Here is a 19,552-nt window from a genome sequence, read left to right as displayed (position 1 = left end):
ATAAGAGGAAAATAAATTGCACTTAAGCATACAACAGAAGCTCGTCTTTATTTTGTTTTTCACCGACTGGTAACCGGCGCTATTCCTGACGCTCAGCAACGCCCGGCGTTTTACACCATCACGGTCTCCCTGGGCTTAGATAAAATGACTTTAATAAAATCGATATAGGAGACGGGTTTACCAAAATAATAACCCTGCAGCAGGGTAATCTCATTACGGTTGAGATACTCCAGCTGCTCTTTCGTTTCTACGCCTTCGGCCACGATCCGCAACGAAAGTTTTTTCGCCAGGTCAATAACGCAGTCCAGCAGGATCGTTGAGTCCTTCTCCTCTGATACCCGGTTAACAAAGCTTTTATCAATTTTAATATAATCTATGGCAAGCGCATTGAGACATGACAGCCCGGAATACCCGGTACCAAAATCATCCAGTGCTATGACAAAACCGGCGTTATGCAGCACGTTGAGGTTTTCCACCAGATGAGGATTATCGATCAACGGTTCACGTTCGGTCACCTCAAGCACCAGCTTCACGGCTTTACCCTGAAACCCCTTGCCGAAGATTCGGCAGTCACCGATGAAAGAAGGGGCATTGATGTGTCTGGCGCTGATGTTCACCCCGATATGGAACCCGTCCGGCAGCTTAGGCAGGAGCGGCTTAAGCTGTGTGACCACTTTCGCCATCAAGCCTTTGGTCAGCGGAATAATCAACCCGCTACGTTCAGCTATCGGGATAAAGACGTCCGGCGGGATAAAGCCTGACTTAGGATGCTTCCACCTTGCCAGGACTTCGACACCGTATAACCCGCCGGTATCGCCGTTCACGATCGGCTGGTAATAAGGCACGATCTCTCCCTGCAAAATGGCCTTACGTAAATCGTCTTCAAAGGTGGTGCTTTTCCCCTTGTAGCGGCGGATCAAAATGCCCACCGCCACGGATAGCGCGAGAATCAGCAGAATCAGGCTCCATCCCTGTTGCAGTAGCCGCGTCAGGCTAAAAAAGGCAGGCGGTTGCCAGGCCAGACTGAAGGGGAAGTGCGAAGAGGTCGTCAGTGACCCCGCCCACGAGGCCGCTTTCCAGCCGGTCACCTCACCGTTGCGCGTAAACATCCTGTCGCCGACAACCAACCCCAGGTTAACGCTGTTTGATGCGTTCGCGATGACGTCCTGCAAATGCGCATCACTGACGCTGACGATGACGCGCCCTCCCGCAATGGGCATCTGGAAGACAAGTACCGGGATGCCGTTCACCAGTCGATTACCGGGTAGCAGCATTAATTCTTTTTCAGGTAGCGTCTCCGGATGCACAATCAAAACGCCATTCCCCGGAAGGGAAGTACAGATGATTTTTCCCTGCTGCTGGATCATGATGGCGCGCAGATGCGGTTTTAGCGCGGCTTCTGTCCCCAGCACCAGCTGCCCGCTACTGGTACACCCCTGCTCCGCAACGCGCTTCGCCGTGCTGGCCGCACTGACGGCTTCCGACAGAATGTTTTCTATTTTCTGGGTGCTTACCGTGGCGGTATGAACATTATTCATTTTTGCCATCTGCCATAACTGCCAGTTAATAATCAGTATGCCGATCAGAAAAAGAAACAAGGCACTGAGAACAGGGATCATCATGTTACGCACGATGTTTTCCTTAATAGAATAAACAAGCATGGAGGATCGGAAAGAAGAACCCGTGGTTTACCCGGCGTTGCTTATCACAATGAAAATAGCTTAGCTGAGAATTGTCTTAAAAAACTGATGCTTTCGTATGAGTTCACCCGCCCAAATTTGCTCACCCGACGTGACTATCAGGCTTGTGCCTTGCCCTGGCTGTGTTAAGCTTTGTGAAATCAGGGAGCGGACAGGATAACTGGAAAATGAAAAAGCGCATTGCCGTTGCGATCGTTTCAACGCTTCTGGTCATCCTGTCTCTTTATGCGGTCAACGTGGTTATCATCGGCCAGCAAAAAACCAAACAGCTTGAAATATCCCAAACCCTTTTACATTATTCAGAAGATCTGTCCCAAAGCGTGGCGCTGGGCCTCAAAAGCATAACGACGCAGGGATGTGATAAAGCCAGCCTTGATAGCTACAGGCAAATAAAGCTTAATAACCTCTATTTCAGCGATATCGGTTTCATCGAAAAGGGAAAAATTGTCTGTACCGCTTTTTGGGGTAAACTCGCGACGCCCATTCCACTTCCTGCGGAACTGCATAAAACGCCGAGAGGTTTTCTCCTGGCGCAGTTTTCCAGAAAAGACTTTTTCACGGGCAATGCGGCTATTTATAATAATATTATTATCTTCACCTCCCGCTATGCTTACGATAAATTTACCCCGGTAACCGCAAGCTATTCTCTGAGCGCCACCACGAAGGACTTTGGCCGGATCTTTTTTTCAGCCGCCCCTGAGCTGAAGCCGCGGAGTTGGCTGTATTCGGTGTTGTTCACCCTGACCATTACACAGTGCAGCGCCTTGTGGGATCTATGCGTGATTGTAAAACACCACGATGCGGGACTGGCCTCGCTCCCCCCGTTTATCTTTACGTTTCTCGCGGTCATACTCTTTTTTATCTGGGTCGCGATAACGTTATTTATCTTCCGTCTCTATGAAGACCGTTTTTCGCTGGAACGCACGCTGATCAAAGCCGTGATAACGAATACCTTCAGCGTTAATTATCAGCCCATTATTCGTATTCGCGATCAAAAAATCGTGGGTGTCGAAGTTCTGTCGCGATGGCGCGATCAAAAGCACGGAGACGTCTCGCCGGAGCTGTTCATCCCATTAATTAAAAAAATCGGTCTGTATAAAAAATATTACAGCAATATTATCGCGAAGTCCCTTTCAGAAATTGCCCCGCTGGCGATTAAGCATCAGCTGATCGTTTCAATCAACGTTGGGCGAAAAGAAATTGAAGATGGACAGTTTATTAACATTTTGCGTCGCGAGTGCTTAGCCAATCGCCTCCCCCTTTCCCTGATGAAGGTCGAGCTTTCTGAGAAAGCCGTTTCCGCGGCGGGTATCCTCGAGGAGTTCTGTCAGGAACTGAAGTCGCTTGGCGTTAAAATTTCAATTGATGATTTTGGCGTGCAAAATTCTAATCTGGCCCGGCTGTCGCAGCTTGAATATGATGAAATTAAAATTGATAAGTCGCTGGTGGATGGCGTCAGCGAGCATTATAAGCAAAACATCTTTGTTATCTTCAGCGATGCTCTTGCGAAGTTGAATAAAACCCTTGTTTTCGAGGGCGTGGAAAATGAAATTCAATATCGCTTCATTGCGGACAGATATCCCGATGCCCTGATCCAGGGATGGTATTTTTCAAAAGCACTCACCCGGAGCGAACTGGCGAAGCGACTCACCGGCGTCGCCGCGTAATCAGAAGCCTGCCATGCACGTTTTTTTACACGCAGGCGTTTCCATTTTTTCCGCCAAAACATATAGTCGTCATATTCAGACGGTAGATTACCCTGAAGCACACTCTTATTTTGGTTAAAAACGTGAAATTATCCTTACTTTTTCCAGTGGTACTGTTCTTTCTGATCGTTATTTTCGCGCTGTTTATCGATAAACCCACTTCGCCTATTCTGCGGAAAAAATGCATGTGGTCCGATAGCGTGATGCTGAGCTGTATCGCAAAGCATCAGCATAACGGTTTCTAAGGCAGGCTATTCATTTCCCCACTGATTGAGGAAGTTCGCAACATCATCAATGCGACCCGCACGGATCCCGGCTTCAGTGGCCATCTCCTGCTGGGCTTCCTCGCTGATCTCCTCATTATTCGCTAAGCGGGTGAGCAGCAGCTGGAAATAGTGTGCCAGCGCGTCGCGCTCTGACTCAGGGACTTGCTCTGCGGCTTCCGTCGCGTACTCGTCGGCAATGTCATAGTATTTCAGTGGGATGTCGTTGTGCATAACAGTCTCGTCTCAGGTCAATAAAGGTAACGTCACGAGTATATCGGAGGCGTTATCTCAACCAAAGCATTGCTTCAGAGGAGTAACGCAAGCAGCGCTGCAAGCGCGGGTATGGCCTGCACATACAAAATTTTACGGCTGGCGGTGGCTGCGCCAAAAAGTCCGGCGATCAGTACACAGGTCAGGAAGAAGATGGCTACCTGAATCCCCTTTTCGCCGAGCCAGAGGCTCCAGAGCAGACCTGCCGCCAGAAAACCGTTATAGAGCCCCTGATTCGCGGCCAGCACGCGGGTGTCGCGCGCAAAATCAGGACGCAGATTAAAAGCCTTGTGCCCTGTTTTGGTATTCCACAGGAACATTTCCAGCACAAGAATGTAGAGATGGATGAGTGCAACGACAGCGATAAGGACAGTGGCTAACATCGAGTTGTCTCCCGCAGGCAGGGGCAAAAAAAACGGGAACCCTCAGGCCCCCGCTCTTGTTTAACCCAGAATCTGGATTACATGTTCGCGATAATCGCGTCGCCAAACTCTGAACATTTCAGCAGCTTAGCGCCTTCCATCAGGCGTTCGAAATCGTAAGTTACGGTTTTCGCGTTGATCGCGCCTTCCATACCTTTAACGATCAGGTCTGCGGCTTCGAACCATTCCATGTGGCGCAGCATCATCTCTGCGGACAGGATGATAGAGCCTGGGTTCACTTTGTCCTGACCTGCGTATTTAGGTGCAGTACCGTGGGTTGCTTCGAACAGGGCGCACTCGTCACCGATGTTCGCGCCAGGGGCGATACCGATACCGCCAACCTGTGCAGCCAGGGCGTCAGAGATGTAGTCACCGTTCAGGTTCATACAGGCGATTACGTCGTATTCTGCAGGACGCAGCAGGATCTGTTGCAGGAACGCATCGGCGATCACATCTTTAATGATGATCTCTTTGCCGGTGTTCGGGTTTTTGATCTTCTGCCATGGGCCGCCGTCGATCAGCTCACCGCCGAACTCTTCTTTCGCCAACTGGTAGCCCCAGTCTTTGAACGCGCCTTCGGTGAACTTCATGATGTTGCCTTTGTGAACCAGGGTCACAGAGTCACGGTCGTTGGTGATCGCATATTCGATGGCCGCGCGCACCAGACGCTTGGTCCCTTCTTCGGAGCACGGCTTAATGCCGATACCGCAATGCTCAGGGAAGCGAATTTTCTTCACGCCCATCTCTTCGCGCAGGAATTTAATCACTTTTTCTGCGTCAGCAGAGTCCGCTTTCCATTCGATACCCGCGTAGATGTCTTCTGAGTTTTCGCGGAAGATAACCATGTCGGTCAGTTCCGGGTGCTTCACCGGGCTTGGGGTGCCCTGATAGTAACGAACCGGACGCAGACATACGTACAGGTCCAGCTCCTGACGCAGAGCTACGTTCAGGGAACGGATACCGCCGCCGACTGGCGTCGTCAGTGGGCCTTTAATAGCAACACGGTAGTCGCGGATCAGGTCCAGCGTTTCTGCTGGCAGCCAGACGTCCTGGCCATAAACTTGCGTCGATTTCTCACCGGTGTAAATTTCCATCCAGGAAATTTTACGCTCGCCTTTGTAGGCTTTCTCAACAGCGGCATCAACCACTTTCAGCATTGCCGGGGTAACGTCTACACCGATACCGTCGCCTTCGATGAACGGAATAATCGGATTGTGAGGAACGTTAATCTTGCCGTTTTGCAGGGTGATCTTTTTACCTTCCGCCGGAACAACTACTTTGCTTTCCATTAACCTCTCCTTCGAGCGCTTCTGGTTGTTACTGATCTTATGTTAATAAATTGTAATGAGCCCTTCGATAGTACCTGATTGTCCGACGCCATGAAAGGTCTTCGTTATTAGGCTATAATGCGGCAATTGATAACGCCTGAAAATACCATGAAGAAAACTTCTTTTACAAAACACCGGGTTGAGCGATTCAGCTCCCGACAAGCAGCCAGACGACCGCAAGAAACCCAGCCAAAGCGGGTGATTCTGTTCAATAAACCCTACGATGTTTTGCCGCAGTTCACCGACGAAGCCGGACGCAGCACGCTAAAGGACTACATCCCTGTTCAGGGGGTCTACGCGGCCGGGCGTCTGGACCGGGACAGCGAAGGCCTGCTGGTCTTGACCAACGACGGCGCGCTGCAGGCGAAGCTCACGCAGCCGGGAAAACGCACCGGCAAAATTTACTTCGTCCAGGTCGAAGGCGAGCCGGACGAAGAAACGCTGGATAAATTGCGCAAAGGCGTCACGCTAAACGACGGTCCCACCCTGCCGGCATGTATTGAACGCGTGGATGAACCGGAGTGGCTGTGGCCGCGCAATCCGCCGATCCGCGAACGCAAATCCATTCCGACCAGCTGGCTCAAAATCACCCTTTATGAAGGCCGCAACCGTCAGGTTCGACGGATGACCGCGCACGTCGGCTTCCCTACCCTGCGTCTGATTCGCTACGCTATGGGTAACTACACCCTGGAAACGCTGGCAAACGGTGAATGGCGAGACGTTACCTGTTAAGGAGTCACTATGTTTAAACCTCATGTCACGGTTGCCTGCGTGGTCCACGCCCGGGGTAAATTCCTGGTTGTCGAAGAGAGCATTAACGGCAAAGCGCTGTGGAACCAGCCAGCCGGGCACCTTGAAGCCAATGAGACCCTTCTTCAGGCCGCAAAACGCGAGCTGTGGGAAGAGACCGGCATTCACGCTGAACCCCAGCACTTCATCCGTATGCACCAGTGGATTGCACCCGACAGCACCCCTTTCCTGCGTTTTTTATTTGCCGTTGAGCTTAGCGAAACGTGCGCCACTGAGCCGCAGGATGACGATATCGACCGCTGCCTGTGGGTCACCGCCGACGAGATCCTGAACGCGCGAAACCTGCGCTCGCCGCTGGTTGCGGAAAGCATTCGCTGCTGGCAGTCTGCCGACCGCTTGCCGCTGGATGTCATCGGCGCTTTTAACTGGCCGTTTACAGAGGGTGCCAATGGTGGGGGGGCGTGATAGAATACGCCGCCTTGAAGTTCAATGTCGTGAGTATTCCATGTCAGATAATAGCCAGAAAAAAGTGATCGTCGGCATGTCCGGCGGTGTCGATTCCTCCGTTTCCGCCTACCTGTTACAGCAACAGGGCTATAAGGTGGAGGGCCTGTTCATGAAGAACTGGGAGGAAGATGATGGCGAGGAATACTGCACTGCCGCTGCGGATCTCGCCGATGCGCAGGCCGTGTGCGATAAGCTCGGCATTGAACTGCACACCGTTAACTTTGCCGCAGAATACTGGGACAACGTGTTTGAACTGTTCCTCGAAGAGTACAAAGCGGGCCGCACGCCGAACCCGGATATTCTGTGCAATAAAGAGATCAAATTTAAAGCCTTCCTGGAATTCGCCGCGGAAGATCTGGGCGCAGACTACATTGCGACCGGTCACTACGTGCGTCGCGCAGATGTGAATGGCAAAAGCCAGCTGCTGCGCGGTCTGGACGGCAATAAAGATCAAAGCTACTTCCTCTATACGCTGAGCCACGAGCAAATCGCCCAGAGCCTGTTCCCCGTCGGCGAGCTGGAAAAGCCGCAGGTGCGTAAAATCGCCGAAGAGCTGGACCTGATCACCGCGAAGAAAAAAGACTCTACCGGCATCTGCTTCATCGGCGAGCGCAAATTCCGCGATTTCCTCGGACGTTACCTGCCCGCACAGCCGGGTAAAATTGTCACCGTCGACGGGGAAGAGATTGGCCAGCATCAGGGGCTGATGTACCACACCTTAGGCCAGCGTAAAGGCCTGGGTATCGGCGGGACGAAAGAAGGTAGCGAAGATCCGTGGTACGTGGTCGACAAAGATGTCGAAAACAATATTCTGGTTGTTGCTCAGGGTCACGACCATCCGCGTCTGATGTCCGTTGGCCTGATCGCGCAACAGCTGCACTGGGTCGATCGTGAGCCGCTAAAAGGCACGCTGCGCTGCACGGTGAAAACACGCTACCGTCAGACCGATATTCCTTGCACCGTTACCGCGCTCGATGACGATCGCATTGACGTGCGCTTCGACGAGCCGGTCGCCGCCGTCACCCCGGGCCAGTCTGCTGTCTTCTACAGCGGCGAAATCTGCCTGGGCGGCGGGATCATTGAACAGCGCCTGCCGCTGCCCGCTGTTTAACAGCGATTGCACACATAAAGGAGACCGTGTGGCGAAGAACTACTATGACATCACCCTGGCGCTGGCGGGAATTTGCCAGTCAGCCCGTCTGGTGCAACAGCTGGCGCATCAGGGTCATTGCGACGCTGACGCCCTGCACGTTTCACTCAACAGCGTTATCGACCTCAACCCCGGTTCAACCCTGGGCGTGTTCGGCGGCAGTGAAACCAATCTTCGTCTCGGTCTTGAAACCCTGCTTGGCGTGCTTAACGCCAGCAGCCGTCAGGGGTTAAACGCAGAGCTGACCCGCTACACGTTGAGCCTGATGGTGCTGGAGCGTAAGCTGAGCGCAGCAAAAGGCGCGCTTAATACCCTGGGCGATCGCATTGCCGGGCTACAGCGTCAGCTCGATCATTTTGACCTGCAGTCCGACACGCTGCTGAGCGCCATGGCCGGCATTTATGTTGACGTCATCAGCCCGCTGGGACCGCGTATACAGGTCACCGGCTCCCCTGCCGTGCTGCAAAGTCCGCAGGTACAGGCAAAAGTACGCGCGTCCCTGCTGGCTGGGATCCGCGCTGCCGTGCTGTGGCACCAGGTTGGCGGTGGCCGCCTGCAGCTAATGTTTTCTCGTAATCGCCTGACCACTCAGGCAAAACAAATTCTTGCTCATTGTTAACCTCCCGGAGTTGCGAATTATGGAATTATCCTCACTGACCGCCGTATCCCCTGTCGATGGACGCTACGGCGATAAAGTCAGCGCGCTGCGCGGGATCTTCAGCGAATATGGTTTGCTGAAGTTCCGTGTTCAGGTTGAAGTACGCTGGCTGCAAAAGCTGGCCGCCCAGGCAGCAATCAAGGAAGTTCCTGCTTTTGATGAAAAGGCAAACGATTACCTTGATAAAATCGTTGCCGACTTCAATGAAGAAGATGCCGCGCGCATTAAAACCATTGAGCGCACCACCAACCACGACGTGAAGGCGGTCGAGTACTTCCTGAAGGAGAAAGTGGAAAGCGTTCCTGCGCTGCACGCCGTGTCTGAGTTCATCCACTTCGCCTGTACGTCTGAAGACATCAACAACCTGTCGCACGCCCTGATGCTCTCTACCGCGCGCAAAGAGGTGGTGCTGCCTTACTGGCGGAAAATCATCGACGCGGTGAAAGCGCTGTCCGTGGAATACCGCGACATTCCGCTGCTCTCCCGTACCCACGGCCAGCCAGCCACCCCATCCACGATGGGTAAAGAGATGGCGAACGTCGCGTACCGTATGGAGCGCCAGTATCGTCAGCTGGAACAGGTTGAAATTCTGGGCAAAATCAACGGCGCGGTCGGTAACTATAACGCCCACATCGCCGCGTATCCGGAAGTGGACTGGCACCAGTTCAGCGAAGAGTTCGTGACCTCGCTGGGCATTCAGTGGAACCCGTACACCACCCAGATTGAGCCGCACGACTATATCGCCGAACTGTTTGACTGCATCGCGCGCTTCAACACCATCCTGATCGACTTCGATCGTGATGTGTGGGGCTACATCGCCCTGAACCACTTCAAACAGAAAACCATCGCGGGTGAAATTGGCTCTTCCACCATGCCGCACAAAGTGAACCCGATCGACTTCGAAAACTCCGAAGGCAACCTGGGTCTGGCGAATGCCGTGCTGCAGCATATGGCAAGCAAACTGCCGGTATCCCGCTGGCAGCGCGACCTGACCGACTCCACCGTGCTGCGTAACCTGGGCGTGGGCATCGGCTACGCGCTGATTGCGTACCAGTCCACCCTGAAAGGCGTGAGCAAGCTGGAAGTGAACCGCGATCGTCTGCTGGACGAACTGGATCACAACTGGGAAGTGCTGGCGGAGCCGATTCAGACCGTGATGCGTCGTTATGGCATCGAAAAGCCGTACGAAAAACTGAAAGAGCTGACCCGCGGCAAACGCGTTGACGCCGAGGGTATGAAGCAGTTTATCGACGGCCTGGCGCTGCCGGAAGAAGAGAAAACCCGCCTGAAGGCGATGACTCCGGCGAACTACATTGGCCGCGCCATCACCATGGTTGACGAGCTGAAGTAATCTCCTCTCCCCCCTTTCCGCCCGGAAAGGGGGTTGCTTTTCCCCGGTTTACTCAATGTTTATCCCCACAGCAACATAATCAGCGTTAAACTATTCATACTATTTATTCTGGGAGAAAAGATGATGCGCGTACTGGTTGTTGAGGATAACGCATTGCTACGTCATCACCTGAAGGTTCAGCTTCAGGAGATGGGACATCAGGTGGACGATGCTGAAGATGCAAAAGAAGCCGATTATTATCTCAATGAACACCTGCCGGATATCGCCATTGTCGATTTAGGGTTGCCTGATGAAGACGGTCTGTCATTGATTCGCCGCTGGCGCAGCCACGATGTTTCTCTGCCGGTTCTGGTGCTGACCGCCCGTGAAGGCTGGCAGGATAAGGTCGAAGTGCTCAGCGCGGGTGCAGATGATTACGTCACCAAGCCATTCCATATTGAAGAGGTGGCGGCCCGCATGCAGGCGCTGCTTCGTCGCAACAGCGGGCTGGCGTCTCAGGTTATCTCCATCCCGCCTTTCCAGGTCGATCTCTCCCGCCGGGAATTATCCATCAATGATGAAGTGATCAAGCTCACCGCTTTCGAATACACCATCATGGAGACGCTGATCCGTAACAACGGCAAGGTCGTGAGCAAAGACTCCTTGATGCTCCAGCTCTATCCTGATGCTGAACTGCGTGAAAGCCATACCATTGACGTGCTGATGGGACGTTTACGTAAGAAAATTCAGGCGCAATATCCACAGGATGTGATTACCACCGTCCGTGGCCAGGGCTACCTGTTCGAATTACGCTAAATGAGACGGATCTTGCGCCATATTTTGCCCCTCTCGCTGCGGGTGCGCTTTTTACTGGCAACGGCAGCCGTCGTGCTGGTGCTGTCGCTCTCCTACGGCATGGTCGCCCTGGTGGGCTACAGCGTCAGCTTTGATAAAACCACCTTTCGCCTGCTGCGTGGCGAAAGCAATCTGTTTTATACCCTGGCGAAGTGGGAAGACAATAAAATCACCGTCGAAATGCCGGAAAACCTCAATCAGCAGAGCCCCACGCTGGCCCTGATTTATGACGAAAAGGGGAAGCTACTGTGGGCACAGCGGGACATCCCGTGGCTGGTCAAAAGCATTCGTCCGGACTGGCTTAAAACCAACGGGTTTCATGAAATTGAAGCCGATCTCAACACCACCAGCTCGCTGATCCGTGAAGATCGCTCCCTGCAGCAAAAGCTGAACGAGATCCGCGCCGACGATGCCGAAACGGAGATGACGCACTCCGTCGCGATTAACCTCTATCCGGCGACGCTAAACATGCCGCAACTGACCATCGTGGTGATCGACACCATTCCGGTCGAGCTGAAGCGTTCTTATATGGTCTGGAGCTGGTTCATCTACGTTCTGGCGGCAAATCTGCTGCTGGTAATCCCGCTGCTGTGGGTGGCGGCGTGGTGGAGCTTGCGCCCCATTGAATCACTGGCGAAAGAGGTTCGCGAGCTGGAAGAACATCATCGCGAAAAGCTTAATCCGGAAACCACCCGCGAGCTCACCAGCCTGGTGCGAAACCTCAACCGCCTGCTGAAAAGTGAACGCGAACGCTATGATAAATACCGTACGACGCTTACCGACCTGACCCACAGCCTGAAAACCCCGCTCGCGGTCATGCAAAGCACCCTGCGTTCCATGCGCAGTTCGAAGCTGAGCGTTGACGATGCCGAGCCGGTGATGCTGGAGCAGATCAGCCGTATTTCCCAGCAAATTGGCTATTACCTCCACCGCGCCAGCATGCGTTCCGGCAGCGCGCTGCTGAGCCGAGAGCTGCATCCGGTCGCCCCGCTTCTGGATAACCTCACGTCTGCCCTCAACAAGGTGTATCAGCGTAAAGGGGTGAACATCAGCCTCGATATCTCGCCAGAGATAAGCTTTGTGGGTGAAAAAAATGACTTCATGGAAGTGATGGGTAACCTGCTGGATAACGCCTGCAAATACTGTCTGGAGTTCGTGGAAGTGTCGGCGCGGCAGACGGATAACGAACTGCATATCATCGTTGAGGATGATGGCCCGGGGATCCCGCGCAATAAACGTGATGTGGTGTTCGATCGCGGTCAACGCGTTGATACGCTACGTCCTGGCCAGGGCGTTGGATTAGCCGTCGCGCGCGAGATTGTCGATCAGTACGACGGGAAAATCGAAACCAGTGAAAGTTTGCTGGGCGGCGCGCGAATGGAGGTCATTTTTGGTCGCCAGCAGCCCACATCGAACGATAGTTAACCCGTTATGTGAAAAATGCGAGGATCTCGCAGCCGGGGGGCTGAGCTTCCGTTATAATCCGAGTCAGTAAGAGCCTGCGGAATAAAAAAATATGGATTATCACTTAACGCTTAACTGGCCCGAGTTTATTGAACGTTACTGGCAAAAACGCCCGGTCGTTCTGAAGCGCGGTTTCAGCAATTTTGTCGACCCCATCTCGCCTGACGAGTTGGCCGGTCTGGCCATGGAAAACGAAGTCGACAGCCGTCTGGTCAGCCACCAGGACGGGAAATGGCAGGTTAGCCACGGTCCTTTCGAAAGCTACGATCACCTCGGTGAAAACAACTGGTCGCTGCTGGTGCAGGCGGTCAACCACTGGCACGAGCCAACGGCCGCCTTAATGCGTCCATTCCGCGCCCTGCCCGACTGGCGCATGGACGATCTGATGATCTCCTTCTCCGTTCCTGGCGGTGGCGTCGGTCCGCATCTGGACCAGTACGACGTGTTTATTATTCAGGGTACGGGCCGCCGCCGCTGGCGCGTGGGCGAAAAAGTCCCCATGAAGCAGCACTGCCCGCATCCGGACCTGCTTCAGGTTGACCCGTTTGACGGGATTATCGACGAAGAGCTGGAGCCGGGTGACATTCTCTACATTCCACCGGGATTCCCTCACGAAGGTTACTCCCTGGAGAATTCCCTCAACTACTCCGTCGGGTTCCGCGCGCCAAGCGGCCGCGAGATGATCAGCGGATTTGCCGACTATGTTCTGCAGCGCGAGCTGGGCAGCTATCGTTACAGCGACCCTGATGTGCCTGCACGCGAGCATCCGGCCGATATCCTGCCCGCAGAGCTGGATAAGCTGCGCGGCATGATGCTGGATCTGATTAACGAGCCGGAGCACTTCAAACAGTGGTTTGGCGAGTTTATCAGCCAGTCCCGCCACGAGCTGGACGTTGCACCACCGGAGCCGCCTTATCAGGCTGACGAGATTTATGATGCGCTTCAGCAGGGTGACAAGCTGACGCGTCTGGGCGGGCTACGCGTGCTGCGTATTGGTGAGGACGTGTTCGTCAACGGCGAGAAGCTGGACTCTCCACACCGTCCGGCACTGGAAGCGATTGCCAGCCATCTGGTGCTGACTGCCGATACCTTTGGCGATGCGCTGGAAGACCCGTCCTTCCTCGCGATGCTGGCCGCACTGGTCAACAGCGGGTACTGGTTCTTTGAGGACTGAGTCGTGATATTTGCCGGGTGGCGGCTTCGCCTTACCCGGCCTACATTCGGATCGTAGGCCCGGTAAGCGTAGCGCCACCGGGCGTTTTTATCGCCGCTCACCCGCCGCAAAATCCTCGATCTCGCCGGCCCAATCCACCGGATACAATCCCTCCTGCACGTCCCGATGAAACGTTGAAAACGGCCAGTCGCTGACTTTACCCACATAGCCGTGCTTCAGCGGATTGATGTAAATGTAATCCACATGCCGCCGGTAGTCCTCTTCGTTACGGATAGTGTGTTCCCAGAATCGTGGTTGCCAGATATGGCGCATGTCGATGTTGCGGCTGAACGTCATTTTGATATCCCGCCAGCGAGCAGAAAAATCACTGTCTCCTTCCGGTAGGGTCCAGATACAGTGCATGTGTTCAGGCAGAATAACCCACGCGTTGATGGTGAAGGGCTTCGCACGCTTAACCGTTGAGGCGGCGGAACGCAGGCTATCGATATGACGGGTAAGCAAATCGCTCTGACGATTTTGCAGGTTGACGGTGAAGAACCAGGTTCCACCGGGGACGTAATGGCGACGGTAGTTTGACATGGGCACTCCTTGCCTTTCTGCCCGGTGGCGCTTCGCTTACCGGGCCTACAATTTGAACGTAGGCCGGGTAAGGCGTAGCCGCCACCCGGCTTAAAGCGGCTACCGCTTCGCGGTCAACTCCGCGATCCGCACAATCACCTGCACCGCCTTTTCCATTCCTTCAAGCGTCACAAACTCATGTTTGCCATGGTAGTTATAGCCACCGGTAAACAGGTTCGGGCACGGTAGCCCCATGAATGACAGCTGAGAACCGTCGGTGCCGCCGCGAATTGGCTTCAGCTGCGGTTCAATATCGCAGTCGCGCATCGCCTGCTGGGCGATATCGAGAATATGCGGATGCGCCATCACCTTCTCGCGCATATTGTAATAGCTATCTTCGATGATGAGCTCAATATAGCAGTCAGGATGCAGGCCCTTGCCCACCTTCTTGGCGATCTCCATCATCTTACGCTTGCGCGCCTCAAAGGCTTTACGGTCGAAATCGCGGATGATGTAGTGCATTTGCGCGCTGTCCACAGTGCCTTTGATGCTGGTCAGGTGATAGAAACCTTCATACCCTTCGGTCTGTTCGGGGCTCTCTTCCGCCGGGACTTCCGCATGAATTCGCGACGCCAGCGACAGCGCGTTCACCATGACGCCTTTCGCCGAACCGGGGTGAACGTTGTTACCAACAATTTTGATCGTCACTGAGGCAGCATTGAAGTTTTCATACTCCAGCTCACCGACGCCGCCACCGTCAACGGTGTAGGCCCACTGCGCGTTAAAGGCGTCCACGTCGAAGTGCTTCGCGCCCTTGCCGACCTCTTCGTCCGGCGTAAAGGCCACGCGGATATCCCCGTGCGGAATGTTTTTGCCCTTCAGCACCGCCAGCGCCGTCATGATTTCTGCGATCCCCGCTTTATCATCCGCCCCCAGCAGCGTTTTTCCGTCGGTGGTGATCAGCGTCTGGCCCAGCAGCTGGTGCAGCACCGGGAACATGACGGGCGAGAGCACTTCGTCGCCTATGCCCAGCGCAATGTCGCCGCCGCGGTAGTTTTCAACAATCTGCGGGTTCACATGTTTACCGCTAAAATCCGGAGAGGTGTCGACATGGGAGATAAAGCCAATCGCCGGAATGTCACCCGGGACATTCGCCGGCAGCGTTCCCATCACAGTGCCTTTCTCGCTTAACGTGACGTTGACCAGCCCCATGGCGTCAAGCTGCTCTTTAAGCAGGTTTAATAACTTCCACTGGCCTTCGGTGCTCGGCACCTGGCGAACACCCGGTTTAGATTGGGTATCCAGCGAAACGTACTGTAAAAAACGCTCAAGTAATTTATCCATGCAGTCACCCTCACTTTTTGTGACAACATTATCAATAAGCATCAAAACGCAAATATTGCGTCAGGTCACTTTTATCCCGCAAACGAGAATATTTTCCGTTTATATCGTTATGCGTTAGTAAATGTAGCTTATGAATCAGTGACAAGGATTGGCGATTGCAGGGGATTGCCGTAGAATGTCCGCCCTCATTACGAGTCACCAAGGTGGTTACACACAAACCCCGCTTCAGTCTGCTGCCTGAGGCGTCTATATGGGACAGCGCAAAAATTGAATACACAAACCCGTTCACCGCTGGTGAAACTGGAACGAATTCGTAAAAGTTTTGATGGCAAGGACGTCATTTCCGACCTCACTCTCACCATCAATGACGGTGAGTTTCTTACGCTGCTTGGCCCCTCCGGCTGCGGCAAAACAACCGTACTGCGCCTTATCGCCGGGCTGGAAAGCGTCGATAACGGCCATATCCATCTTGAAAACCAGGACATCACCCAGGTTCCCGCCGAAGACCGCCACGTCAACACTGTCTTTCAGAGCTATGCCCTCTTCCCGCACATGACCGTGTTTGAAAACGTGGCATTTGGCCTGCGGATGCAAAAAACCCCGGCGAATGAAATCGAACCGCGCGTCACCGAAGCCCTGCGCATGGTGCAGCTTGAGACGTTCGCCCAGCGAAAACCGCATCAGCTTTCCGGCGGCCAGCAGCAGCGCGTGGCCATCGCCCGCGCCGTGGTCAACAAGCCGCGTCTGCTCCTGCTGGATGAATCCCTCTCCGCGCTGGATTACAAGCTGCGCAAGCAGATGCAGAACGAGCTCAAGGCTCTGCAGCGCAAGCTCGGCATTACCTTTGTCTTCGTCACCCATGACCAGGAAGAGGCCCTGACCATGTCCGACCGCATCGTGGTGATGCGTGACGGTAAAATCGAGCAGGACGGCACGCCACGTGAAATCTACGAAGAGCCGAAGAACCTGTTTGTCGCCAGCTTCATTGGTGAAATCAATATCTTCGACGCCACGGTGATCGAACGTCTGGACGACCAGCGCGTCCGGGCCCGCGTCGAAGGACGGGAGTGCGCCATCACGGTGAATTTCCCCGTCGAAAAGGGACAAAAGCTCAACGTTCTGCTGCGCCCGGAAGATCTGCGCGTCGATGAAATCCACGGCAATGCCGAGGCCGAAGGGTTAATCGGCTATATCCGCGAGCGCAACTACAAAGGGATGACGCTGGAGTCTGTCGTCGAGCTGGAGAACGGCAAAATGGTGATGGTCAGCGAGTTCTTTAACGAGGACGACCCTGACTTCGACCACTCTCTCGACCAGAAAATGGTTATCAACTGGGTAGAAAGCTGGGAGGTTGTACTGGCTGATGAAGAACACAAGTAAGTTCCAGAATGTGGTGATTGCCACGATCGTTGGTTGGCTTGTGTTGTTTGTCTTTCTACCCAACCTGATCATTATCGCCACCAGCTTCCTGACCCGCGACGATACCCATTTCGTTTCGCTGGTCTTTACGCTGGACAACTACACGCGCCTGCTCGATCCGCTCTATTTTGACGTGCTGCTGCACTCGCTGAATATGGCGCTGATTGCCACGATTGCCTGTCTGGTGCTGGGATATCCCTTCGCGTGGTTCCTCGCGGGCCTGCCGCAAAAGGTGCGGCCCCTGCTGCTATTTTTACTGATTGTGCCGTTCTGGACCAACTCGCTGATTCGCATCTACGGGCTGAAAATCTTCCTCAGCACCAAAGGCTACCTCAATGAATTTCTGCTGTGGCTGGGAGTGATTGATACGCCGATCCGCATCATGTTCACCCCGAGCGCGGTGATTGTCGGTCTGGTCTATATCCTGCTGCCGTTTATGGTGATGCCGCTCTACTCCAGTATTGAGAAGCTGGATAAACCGCTGCTGGAAGCGGCAAAAGATCTGGGTGCCAACAGGTTCCAGACCTTTATCCGCATTATCATCCCGCTGACCATGCCCGGTATTATCGCGGGCTGTCTGCTGGTGATGCTCCCGGCGATGGGCTTGTTCTACATTTCTGACCTGATGGGCGGGGCGAAAAACCTGCTGATTGGGAATGTGATCAAGAGCCAGTTCCTCAACATCCGCGACTGGCCGTTCGGGTCCGCCACCAGCATCACGCTGACGGTGGTGATGGGTCTGATGCTGCTGGTCTACTGGCGCGCCTCACGGCTGCTGAATAAGAAGGTGGAACTCGAATGATCGGTCGACTGCTTCGCGGCGGTTTTATGACCGCCATTTACGCTTACCTGTATATCCCGATCATCATTTTGATCGTGAACTCGTTTAACAGCTCGCGCTTTGGGATTAACTGGCAGGGCTTTACCACCGACTGGTACAGCCTGCTGATGAACAATGACAGCCTGCTGCAGGCCGCTCAGCACTCGCTGACGATGGCGATCTTCTCCGCCACCTTCGCCACGCTGATTGGCTCCCTGACCGGCGTGGCGCTCTATCGCTATCGCTTTCGCGGTAAGCCGTTCGTCAGCGGCATGCTGTTTGTGGTGATGATGTCGCCGGACATCGTGATGGCGATTTCGCTGCTGGTGCTGTTTATGCTGCTGGGCGTTCAGCTTGGCTTCTGGTCGCTGCTGTTTTCCCATATCACCTTCTGCCTGCCGTTTGTGGTGGTGACCGTCTTTGCGCGCCTGAAAGGGTTCGACGTGCGCATGCTGGAGGCGGCGAAAGATCTGGGCGCCAGCGAGATGACCATCCTGCGCAAAATCATCCTGCCGCTGGCGATGCCCGCCGTGGCGGCAGGATGGCTGCTGAGCTTTACCCTGTCGATGGATGACGTGGTGGTCTCCTCCTTCGTGACCGGGCCGAGCTATGAAATTCTGCCGTTGAAAATCTATTCGATGGTGAAAGTCGGCGTTTCACCTGAGGTGAACGCGCTGGCGACCATTCTGCTGGTGTTTTCGCTGGTTCTGGTGATCGCCAGCCAGGTTATTGCTCGTGATAAAACAAAATCTCAGGGGACAATGAAATGAAAAAAATGCTCGCCGCTGCCGCGCTGGTGCTTGGCATGGGTGCCGCGCACGCTGATGACAGCAAAACGCTCTACTTCTACAACTGGACCGAGTATGTGCCGCCGGGACTGCTGGAACAGTTCACCAAAGAGACGGGCATCAAGGTGATCTACTCGACCTACGAGTCGAATGAAACCATGTATGCCAAGCTCAAAACCTACAAAGACGGCGCATACGATCTGGTGGTTCCTTCCACCTACTTTGTCGACAAAATGCGCAAAGAGGGCATGATCCAGAAGATCGATAAAACGAAGCTAACCCATTTTTCAAACCTCGATCCGGAGATGCTCAACAAGCCGTTTGACCCGAATAACGACTACTCCATTCCGTATATCTGGGGGGCAACCGCGATTGGCGTTAACAGCGAGGCCGTCGATCCGAAATCGGTGACAAGCTGGGCCGACCTGTGGAAACCGGAGTACAAAGGCAGCCTGTTGTTGACCGACGACGCACGTGAAGTGTTCCAGATCGCGCTGCGCAAACTGGGCTACTCGGGCAATACGACGGATCCAAAAGAGATTGAAGCGGCGTATACCGAGCTGAAAAAGCTGATGCCTAACGTGGCGGCATTCAACTCCGATAACCCGGCAAACCCGTATATGGAAGGCGAAGTGAACCTGGGGATGGTGTGGAACGGTTCCGCGTATGTCGCCCGCCAGGCCGGTACGCCGCTTGAGGTTGTCTGGCCAAAAGAGGGCGGGATTTTCTGGATGGACAGTCTTTCAATCCCGGCCAACGCGAAAAACGTGGACGGGGCGCATAAGCTGATTGACTTCCTGCTGCGCCCTGACGTGGCGAAACAGGTTGCCGAGACGATTGGCTACCCGACGCCCAACCTGGCCGCACGCAAGCTGCTGAAGCCTGACGTGGCTAACGATAAGTCGCTCTACCCGGACGCCGAAACCATCAGTAAAGGTGAATGGCAGAACGATGTCGGCGACGCCAGCCGCCTCTACGAAGAGTATTACCAGAAGTTAAAAGCGGGCCGCTAACCGGTATCGTGTTCTTCTTCACGCCGCCTG

At 54.2% G+C, this 19,552-nt stretch carries 19 protein-coding genes; 13 read left to right on the top strand and 6 right to left on the bottom strand.

The annotated features are described in order from the left end of the window. Positions 1-110: 110 nt before the first annotated feature. Positions 111-1,661, bottom strand: a complete 1,551-nt coding sequence (locus tag ACMWJS_RS01735; RefSeq protein ID WP_414746503.1) for an EAL domain-containing protein — start codon at positions 1,659-1,661, stop codon at positions 111-113. 206 nt (positions 1,662-1,867) lie between these two features. Between ACMWJS_RS01735 and ACMWJS_RS01730 the strand changes: the two genes are divergently transcribed. Beyond that, positions 1,868-3,367: an EAL domain-containing protein gene (locus ACMWJS_RS01730; RefSeq protein WP_414746502.1), complete on the top strand. Its 1,500-nt coding sequence runs from the start codon at positions 1,868-1,870 to the stop codon at positions 3,365-3,367. A 290-nt stretch (positions 3,368-3,657) separates the two neighbouring features. Here ACMWJS_RS01730 and ACMWJS_RS01725 read toward each other — a convergent pair whose 3' ends face one another. The 3 genes from ACMWJS_RS01725 to icd form a co-directional block, all read right to left on the bottom strand. Then, positions 3,658-3,903 (bottom strand): DUF2543 family protein, encoded by a 246-nt coding sequence (locus tag ACMWJS_RS01725; protein WP_248221150.1) that lies wholly within the window; start codon positions 3,901-3,903, stop codon positions 3,658-3,660. A gap of 74 nt (positions 3,904-3,977) precedes the next feature. After that, on the bottom strand, positions 3,978-4,325 hold the full coding sequence (locus ACMWJS_RS01720) for a DUF1304 domain-containing protein (protein WP_126534335.1): 348 nt from the start codon (positions 4,323-4,325) through the stop codon (positions 3,978-3,980). A 77-nt stretch (positions 4,326-4,402) separates the two neighbouring features. Beyond that, on the bottom strand, positions 4,403-5,653 hold the full coding sequence (icd, locus tag ACMWJS_RS01715) for an NADP-dependent isocitrate dehydrogenase (RefSeq protein ID WP_008500752.1): 1,251 nt from the start codon (positions 5,651-5,653) through the stop codon (positions 4,403-4,405). A 117-nt stretch (positions 5,654-5,770) separates the two neighbouring features. Here icd and rluE point away from each other — a divergent pair, with 117 nt between their 5' ends. The 8 genes from rluE to ACMWJS_RS01675 all read left to right on the top strand — a co-directional run bounded on the left by rluE (position 5,771) and on the right by ACMWJS_RS01675 (position 13,580). Next, the gene (gene rluE, locus ACMWJS_RS01710; RefSeq protein WP_414746501.1) at positions 5,771-6,424 is read left to right on the top strand and encodes a 23S rRNA pseudouridine(2457) synthase RluE; all 654 of its coding nucleotides are present in this window, start codon (positions 5,771-5,773) and stop codon (positions 6,422-6,424) included. A gap of 9 nt (positions 6,425-6,433) precedes the next feature. Further along, positions 6,434-6,907 carry an NUDIX hydrolase gene (locus tag ACMWJS_RS01705; RefSeq protein WP_023327130.1) on the top strand — a complete coding sequence of 158 codons (474 nt, stop codon included), beginning with the start codon at positions 6,434-6,436 and terminating at the stop codon, positions 6,905-6,907. Between the two features lie 40 nt (positions 6,908-6,947). Then, positions 6,948-8,060, top strand: coding sequence for a tRNA 2-thiouridine(34) synthase MnmA (gene mnmA, locus ACMWJS_RS01700; protein WP_021241033.1), 1,113 nt, complete (start codon positions 6,948-6,950; stop codon positions 8,058-8,060). Positions 8,061-8,088: 28 nt separating this feature from the next. Further along, positions 8,089-8,718, top strand: coding sequence for a high frequency lysogenization protein HflD (gene hflD, locus ACMWJS_RS01695; RefSeq protein ID WP_008500756.1), 630 nt, complete (start codon positions 8,089-8,091; stop codon positions 8,716-8,718). Between the two features lie 19 nt (positions 8,719-8,737). Continuing rightward, positions 8,738-10,108 carry an adenylosuccinate lyase gene (gene purB / locus ACMWJS_RS01690; protein ID WP_045910223.1) on the top strand — a complete coding sequence of 457 codons (1,371 nt, stop codon included), beginning with the start codon at positions 8,738-8,740 and terminating at the stop codon, positions 10,106-10,108. A 123-nt stretch (positions 10,109-10,231) separates the two neighbouring features. Beyond that, a complete protein-coding gene (phoP, locus tag ACMWJS_RS01685) occupies positions 10,232-10,903 on the top strand; it encodes a two-component system response regulator PhoP (protein WP_024908594.1) in 672 nt (223 codons plus the stop codon). Beyond that, on the top strand, positions 10,904-12,367 hold the full coding sequence (gene phoQ / locus ACMWJS_RS01680) for a two-component system sensor histidine kinase PhoQ (RefSeq protein WP_414746500.1): 1,464 nt from the start codon (positions 10,904-10,906) through the stop codon (positions 12,365-12,367). Positions 12,368-12,458: 91 nt separating this feature from the next. Continuing rightward, the gene (locus ACMWJS_RS01675; protein WP_021241031.1) at positions 12,459-13,580 is read left to right on the top strand and encodes a cupin domain-containing protein; all 1,122 of its coding nucleotides are present in this window, start codon (positions 12,459-12,461) and stop codon (positions 13,578-13,580) included. 87 nt (positions 13,581-13,667) lie between these two features. Here ACMWJS_RS01675 and ACMWJS_RS01670 read toward each other — a convergent pair whose 3' ends face one another. Continuing rightward, positions 13,668-14,159: an REP-associated tyrosine transposase gene (locus ACMWJS_RS01670; RefSeq protein WP_414746499.1), complete on the bottom strand. Its 492-nt coding sequence runs from the start codon at positions 14,157-14,159 to the stop codon at positions 13,668-13,670. A gap of 99 nt (positions 14,160-14,258) precedes the next feature. Then, positions 14,259-15,482 carry a peptidase T gene (gene pepT / locus ACMWJS_RS01665; protein WP_111966902.1) on the bottom strand — a complete coding sequence of 408 codons (1,224 nt, stop codon included), beginning with the start codon at positions 15,480-15,482 and terminating at the stop codon, positions 14,259-14,261. A gap of 237 nt (positions 15,483-15,719) precedes the next feature. Here pepT and potA point away from each other — a divergent pair, with 237 nt between their 5' ends. The 4 genes from potA to potD are packed head-to-tail and all read left to right on the top strand — an operon-like array spanning position 15,720 to position 19,522. After that, the gene (gene potA, locus ACMWJS_RS01660; protein WP_167213168.1) at positions 15,720-16,862 is read left to right on the top strand and encodes a spermidine/putrescine ABC transporter ATP-binding protein PotA; all 1,143 of its coding nucleotides are present in this window, start codon (positions 15,720-15,722) and stop codon (positions 16,860-16,862) included. Next, entirely contained in the window at positions 16,846-17,703 is an 858-nt protein-coding gene (gene potB / locus ACMWJS_RS01655; RefSeq protein WP_414746498.1) for a spermidine/putrescine ABC transporter permease PotB, read from the top strand. The genes potA and potB overlap by 17 nt, the downstream gene beginning before the upstream one ends. Next, positions 17,700-18,491: a spermidine/putrescine ABC transporter permease PotC gene (gene potC, locus ACMWJS_RS01650; protein WP_414746497.1), complete on the top strand. Its 792-nt coding sequence runs from the start codon at positions 17,700-17,702 to the stop codon at positions 18,489-18,491. The genes potB and potC overlap by 4 nt, the downstream gene beginning before the upstream one ends. Further along, complete coding sequence (potD, locus tag ACMWJS_RS01645; RefSeq protein ID WP_045910216.1) at positions 18,488-19,522, top strand: spermidine/putrescine ABC transporter substrate-binding protein PotD; 1,035 nt, start codon at positions 18,488-18,490, stop codon at positions 19,520-19,522. The genes potC and potD overlap by 4 nt, the downstream gene beginning before the upstream one ends. Positions 19,523-19,552 lie beyond the last annotated feature (30 nt).

Source organism: Enterobacter sp. HK-058-C-ECC, from assembly GCF_047531125.1.
In the GTDB taxonomy this organism is placed as follows: Bacteria; Pseudomonadota; Gammaproteobacteria; order Enterobacterales; family Enterobacteriaceae; genus Enterobacter; species Enterobacter quasiroggenkampii.
This window is presented reverse-complemented; position numbering and strand designations above follow the sequence as displayed.